This window comes from Streptomyces sp. SM1, from assembly GCF_002910825.1.
In the GTDB taxonomy this organism is placed as follows: Bacteria; Actinomycetota; Actinomycetes; order Streptomycetales; family Streptomycetaceae; genus Streptomyces; species Streptomyces okerensis.
Map to the genome: position 1 here is coordinate 1 of NZ_NEUB01000031.1, position 6,312 is coordinate 6,312.

Consider the following 6,312-nt stretch of genomic DNA (forward strand, 5'->3'; position numbering starts at 1 on the left):
AGGCGGGGTGGGAGGCGGGGTGGCGGGCGAGTCGGAAGGCATCCCGGCAGGCGAGTCGGAAGGCATCCCGGCAGGCGAGTCGGAAGGCGTCCCGGCAGGCCGGTCGGCAGGTGTCCCGCGAGGCCGGTCGGGTTCCGGCCCGTCGCTGCCGCGCGGGGGTGAAGTGGTGGTGGCCACGGGCCGGGTGCACCTCCGGATGCGCGCGCGAAAGGGCGGGACCGCTCGGGTCCCCGGCCCTCTGGTACGGAGAACGGGGCGCCCGTGTTCAGGTACCGCCTGGAACCGCCCGCCACGATGAGGCAGTCTCTTCCCCTGTGGTGAGTCTCCTTCCCGACCCGGCCCCGCCGAGCGACCCTTCCGCGCACATGGTGGTGTGCGGGGACGACGGGCTCGCGCACCGGCTCGCGGGTGAACTGCGCGGTGTGTACCGCGAACAGGTGACCCTGATCGTGCCGCCGGCCGGGCGCAGAGTGCGGCAGCCGATGGCCGGGCGGGCGCGTGCGGCCTCCGCGGCCCTGCTCGACCGGGTCGTGACCGCGGTCAACCGGGGCAACGGCGGGTCCGACGACACCGTGGCGCCCGGTGAACGGGTGATGGAGGCCGCCGAGCCGACCGAGACCGTGCTCGCCGAGGCCGGTGTGGCGCGGGCCGCCGCGCTGGCGCTGGTGTACGACGACGACGAGACCAACATCCGGGCCGCGCTGACCGCCCGCCGCCTCAACCCCCGGCTGCGGCTCGTCCTGCGGCTCTACAACCGGCGGCTGGGGCAGCACATCGAGGAACTGCTCGACCAGGCAGCCGAGTTGGAGGGCGGTGCGGTCGCTGGGCGCGGAGGCGCGGGGACCGACGCCTCCACGACCGTGCTGTCCGACGCCGACACGGCCGCGCCCTCGCTGGTCGCGACCGCCCTCGTCGGCACCAGCAAGGTCGTCGACGCGGAGGGGCTGCTGCTGCGGGCCGTGGAGCGGCGTCCGCCGGGGCCGGGCGAGGTGGCCCACCCGGGTCTCTGCACCCTGGCGTTGCTGTCCGCCACGAGCAACGACCCGGCCGGCGACGAGGGGTCGGAGGACAGTGGCGACCAGGGGCCACGGCTGCTGCCCGACGCGGCGGCGGTCGCGGCCGCCACCGGGCGGGGCACGGTGGTACTGGAGCAGTTGTCCTACTCCGGGCCGCCCTTGCCGGCCCGGCGGGGCGGGCCGCCGTTCGCCTCCCTGTTCTCGCGCCGGCTGCGCTGGTCGCTCGCGGGGCTGGTGGCGGCGGTGATCGCGCTCGCTGTCGCGCTGACGGTGGTGTCGCAGGACAATCCGCTGCACGCCACCTACGTCACGCTGCTGGACCTGTTCGCGATCAACGAGCCCGCCCACCACATGTCCACGGGACGGCAGATCCTGCAACTGCTGTCCATGCTCGTGGGGTTGCTGCTGCTGCCGGTGCTGCTGGCGGCGGTGCTGGAAGCGCTGGGGACGTTCCGCACCGCGTCGGCCCTGCGGAAGCCGCCGCGCGGGCTGAGCGGGCATGTGGTGCTGCTGGGACTGGGCAAGATCGGCACCCGGGTGCTGACCCGACTGCGGGAGCTGCACATCCCGGTGGTGTGCGTGGAGGCCGACCCGGAGGCACGCGGAATGGCCGCCGCCCGGCGGTTACGTGTGCCGGTGGTGGTCGGGGACGTCACGCAGGAGGGCGTCCTGGAGTCCGCGAAGATCCACCGCGCGGACGCGCTGCTCGCGCTGACCAGCGAGGACACGACGAACCTGGAGGCCGTGCTGTACGCGCGGTCCGTGCGGCCGGATCTGCGGGCGGTGCTGCGGCTGTACGACGACGACTTCGCGAAGGCGGTGTACCGGACGCTGCGGACGGCCCATCCGGGCGCGCTGACGCGCAGCCGCAGTGTGACGCACCTGGCGGCGCCGGCCTTCGCCGGGGCGATGATGGGGCGGCAGATCCTGGGCGCGATCCCGGTGGAACGGCGGGTACTGCTGTTCGCGGCGGTGGTCGTGGACGGGCACCCGCAGTTGGAGGGCCGGACGGTGGCGGAGGCGTTCCGGGCGGGGGCGTGGCGGGTGCTGGCGCTGGACACGGCGGCGCGGGGGGACGCGGCGGTGGCGGACGCGCAGGGGTCGGGGCTGGTGTGGAACCTGCCGGACACGTACGTGCTGCGGGCGGGCGACCGGGTGGTCCTGGCGGCGACCCGACGGGGACTGGCGGGACTGATGGGCCGCCGGGCGCGCAGTGCCACGTAGCGGGCGTCCGGTGCGGGGCGGGGACGGGGTGGGCCTCACGTGCCCGCGCTCGCGGGGTGCCCGCCCTCCTCTCGGCTCCTCCCTCACTCTCGACCGCGTTCGAGCGGGGGACCGCTATGAGCCGGGGAACCCCCATGAGCCGGGGGACCGCTATGAGCCGGGGAACCCCCATGAGCGGGACCCCCATCCTCCACCCGTGCCGATCCTGGGGGGCACCCCCTCCGGGGGAGGCACGACTGCCCGCAGCCGGGAGGCTGCGGGCACCGCGCCCGGCGGAGCCGGTGCCCGCCGCTAGGCCGGGAGGTGTCTCCTGGCGAAGTCGAGCTCCAGGTGGATCTGCTTGATGCGTTCGTCGACGACCAGGGAGCCGTGACCGGCGTCGTAGCGGTAGACCTCGTGGACCGCGTCGCGGGACTCCAGGCGCTTGACGTAGTTCTCGATCTGCTGGATCGGGCAGCGCGGGTCGTTGACGCCCGCCGAGATGTAGACCGGGGCCGTCACCCGGTCGACGTAGGTGAGGGGGGACGACGCCTCGAAACGCTCCGGGACCTCCTCCGGGGTGCCGCCGAGCAGCGTACGGTCCATCGCCTTCAGCGCCTCCATCTCGTCGTGGTACGCCGTGACGTAGTCGGCGACCGGGACCACCGCGATGCCCATCGCCCACGCGCCGGGCTGCGTGCCCAGGCCGAGCAGGGTGAGGTAGCCGCCCCAGGAGCCGCCGGTGAGGATCAGCCGGGCCGGGTCCGCCAGGCCGGAGGCGATCGCCCACTCCCGCACCGCCGCGATGTCCTCCAGCTCGATCAGGCCCACCCGGTGCTTCAGGGCGTCGGTCCAGGCACGCCCGTACCCCGTCGAGCCCCGGTAGTTGACGCGGACCACCGCGTAGCCGTGGTCGACCCAGGCCGCCGGGCTCGCCGCGAACGAGTCGCTGTCGTGCCAGGTGGGGCCGCCGTGGATGTCGAAGACCGTGGGGAGCGGACCGGTCGCACCGGCCGGCTTCTGGACCAGGGCGTGGATACGGCCGCCGGGCCCTTCCACCCACACGTCCTCCACGGGCACCGACCCGGGCGACTTCATCCCGGGCGGGTCGAGGACCACGCCGCCCGTGGTGGAGCGCACCGCCGGCGGCTGCTCCGCCGACGACCACAGGTACTCCACGCTGCCGTCGGGGCGGACCGTCGCGCCCGAGACCGCGCCGCGCGGGGTGGGGATCTCCACCAGCCGGCGCTCGGTCAGGCCGTAGCGGAACAGCTCGCCGCGGGCCTCGAAACCGTGCGCCACGAGCAGCCCCGTGCCGTCCGGGTACCACTCGGCGCTGACGTCGCCGGGCAGGTCGAGCGCGAGGTCCGTCTCCTCCCCCGTCGCCACGTCCCACACCAGGGGCTCCCAGCGTCCGCGCCGCTGGTGCCCGACGAGCAGCCGGGTGTCGCCCTCCACCGGCGCGAAGCCCAGCACCTCCAGGCCCGACTCCTTCGTGCCGCCCGAGGTGTCGTCGAGCTCGGCGACCGTCGTACCGTCGGGGCGCATCACCCGCAGCGCGGAGTGCATCGCGTCCCCGTGCTCGGTGTGCTCCACGGCGATCAGCGAACCGTCGTGGGAGAGGTCGCCGACGCCCGCCGACTCACGGTGCCGGTACAGCTCCACGGGCGGCTCGCCGGTGCGGGCGAGGTGGATCGTCGTACCGTCCTCGTCCGTGGAACGGCCCACCACCGCCGTACGCCCGTCCCTGCCGAGCGCGAGACCGGCGGGGTAGGACGGGTCCAGGCCCGGTGCCGCGAGCTCGTCCTCGCCGCCCGAGAAGCGCTGCCGGCGCCAGACACCGAACTCGTCGCCGTCCTTGTCGTCGAACCACCAGATCCACTCGCCGTCCGGGGAGAGCACGCCGTCCGTCGTGCCGTTGGGCCGGTGGGTCACCTGACGCTGCTCGTCCGTCGAACGGTCCCACGCGTACAGCTCGTACGTCCCCGTCGCGTTCGACACGAACAGGGAGCGCTCCGGGGCGTCCTCGGCCCAGTCGGGCAGCGACACCCGGGGCGCCCGGAAACGCTTCTCCCAGTCGGGCATGCCCGCGCCCTGTTCCACTTGCTCGGTCTGGTGGTCCGCCCGGCCCGGCGCGTCGGACCCGTTGCTCACAGTCATGAGCCCATACTGCCCGCCCGGCGGGCATTCCAGCGACACGGTCGCCGGCCCTGTGGACAACCTCCACCGGATCCGTCACCGTCCCCGCACCCACCGTCTCCCCGCGCAGGTCGGGACGGGCGGCCCCGGCGGCCGGACGGGACTGTCAGTGGCGGGGTGCAGACTGCACGGCATGACCGAACTGCGCGAGAACGTCGAGCGTTACTGGCGGGCCGCCGAGGCCCGTGACTGGACCGCGTTCGCCGGCACCCTGGCCGAGGACGTCGTCTACGTCCTGCCACAGACGGGGGAGCGAATCAGCGGACGGGAGCGGTACGTGCGGTTCAACCGCGAGTACCCGGGCGACTGGCACGCGCGGATCGAGCGTGTCGTCGCCGGGCCGCCCGACCAGGTGGTCACCTGGGTCCGCTGCACGGTCGGGGAGGAGGAGACGGACGCCCTCTCCTTCTTCACCGGGGACGCCTCCGGGCGGATATCCACGGTCACCGACTTCTGGCCCGAACCGTACGAGCCGCCGACGGGCCGCGAACATCTGGTCGAGCGGTCATAGAGGAGCGGTCGGCGGCGCCGGCGTCGGCGGGCCCGGCCGACCCCCGCGGGCGGGGAACGGGGCGTGGGCCCGTACCGTTGGGGGTGTGTACCGGTTTCTGCTGACGCCCCGCTGGTGGGGGATCAACGTCTTCCTGCTGCTGTCCATCCCCTTCTGCATCTTCATGGGGTCCTGGCAGCTGGGCCGGTTCGAGGACCGGGTGGACAGCCACCGCGACGCCGAGGAGCGGGCCGTCACGGACCAGCGGGAGGAAGCCAGGCCGCTGGACGCACTGCTGCCCGTGACCAAGGCCACCTCCGGCAAGCAGACCACCGCGCGCGGCCGCTACGACACCCAGCTGCTGGTGCCCGACCGGCAGCTGGACGGAGAGGACGGCTACTACGTCCTCACGCTGCTGCGCACCGACACCGGCAACGCGCTGCCCGTCGTGCGGGGCTGGCTGCCCGGCACCCCCGACCCGTCCGAGGTGCCCGCGGCGCCGACCGGCGAGGTGACGGTCACCGGTGCGCTCCAGGCGTCCGAGACACCGGGCAGCAACGGCGTCAGCGCCCGCAGCGGCCTGCCCGAGGGCCAGACGGCCGCGATCAGCACGGCCTCGCTGGTGAACCTGGTGCCGTACGACGTGTACGACGCCTGGCTCACGCTCAACCGCGGGGACCCGGGGATGCGGGCGGTACCGGCGTCCGCCCCGGGCGGCACCGGCCTGGACCTGAAGGCGTTCCAGAACCTGGGCTACACCGCCGAGTGGTTCGCGTTCGTGGGCTTCGTCATCTTCATGTGGTTCCGTCTGCTGCGCCGTGAGGTGGAACTCGCCCGCGACGCGGAACTGGGCCTGGCCGCGGAAGGGGACGAGGCCGGGAAGGCCGGCGACGGCCTCCCCCGTCAGCCCGCGGACGTCAGCAGCCCCGTCCAGTAGACCGTCCCCGCACAGGCGTTGGCCACCGTCGTGGTGGCCGAACTCGTTCCCGTCGACGCCGTGTACGTCACCGCCACGCTGCCCTCCATCCCGCCGTCCTCCCGGACCAGCTGGGTGACCGTGCCGCCCTCCGTGCCCGCGGACGCGCCGCTGGTCGTCGTCGGAGGGGCGCTGGGGGACGGGTCGGGCGAGGGCCCGCCGGTGCCGCCGCCCGTGGGGTCGCCCGGGGCGGGGCACGTCTCGGAGGGCACCCAGGCGAACTGCACCTCGTAGGCCGCACCCGGTTCGAGCACCAGCCGCGCCGCCTCCAGGGAGGGGTCGGGCAGGCCGGCCGCCGCGTCCCCGGCCACATGCCGCGCCGTGCCCACCTCGGCGGTGGAGGCCGCGCCCTGCGGAGTCACGCCCACCCCTCCGGCGCCGTCGACCGTGCAGTCGGCGGAGGAGACGTTGATGACCCGGAACGAGCC

General features: G+C 74.3%; 4 protein-coding genes and 1 pseudogene. 3 read left to right on the plus strand and 2 right to left on the minus strand.

Annotated features, from left to right (window positions below; genetic code table 11):
• Positions 1–365 precede the first annotated feature (365 nt).
• Positions 366–2,240, plus strand: coding sequence for a TrkA family potassium uptake protein (locus tag B9S61_RS00610; protein WP_103540412.1), 1,875 nt, complete (start codon positions 366–368; stop codon positions 2,238–2,240).
• Positions 2,241–2,531: 291 nt separating this feature from the next.
• Here B9S61_RS00610 and B9S61_RS00615 read toward each other — a convergent pair whose 3' ends face one another.
• Complete coding sequence (locus tag B9S61_RS00615) at positions 2,532–4,379, minus strand: prolyl oligopeptidase family serine peptidase (RefSeq protein WP_103540413.1); 1,848 nt, start codon at positions 4,377–4,379, stop codon at positions 2,532–2,534.
• Positions 4,380–4,551: 172 nt separating this feature from the next.
• Here B9S61_RS00615 and B9S61_RS00620 point away from each other — a divergent pair, with 172 nt between their 5' ends.
• Together B9S61_RS00620 and B9S61_RS00625 are read left to right on the plus strand one after the other, a co-directional pair.
• Complete coding sequence (locus tag B9S61_RS00620; protein ID WP_103540415.1) at positions 4,552–4,929, plus strand: nuclear transport factor 2 family protein; 378 nt, start codon at positions 4,552–4,554, stop codon at positions 4,927–4,929.
• Positions 4,930–5,014: 85 nt separating this feature from the next.
• Complete coding sequence (locus B9S61_RS00625) at positions 5,015–5,845, plus strand: SURF1 family protein (protein ID WP_103540414.1); 831 nt, start codon at positions 5,015–5,017, stop codon at positions 5,843–5,845.
• Here the strand turns inward: B9S61_RS00625 and B9S61_RS00630 are convergent.
• Positions 5,812–6,312, minus strand: a pseudogene (locus B9S61_RS00630) (hypothetical protein); the annotation flags it as partial. The gene B9S61_RS00625 and the pseudogene B9S61_RS00630 overlap by 34 nt on opposite strands.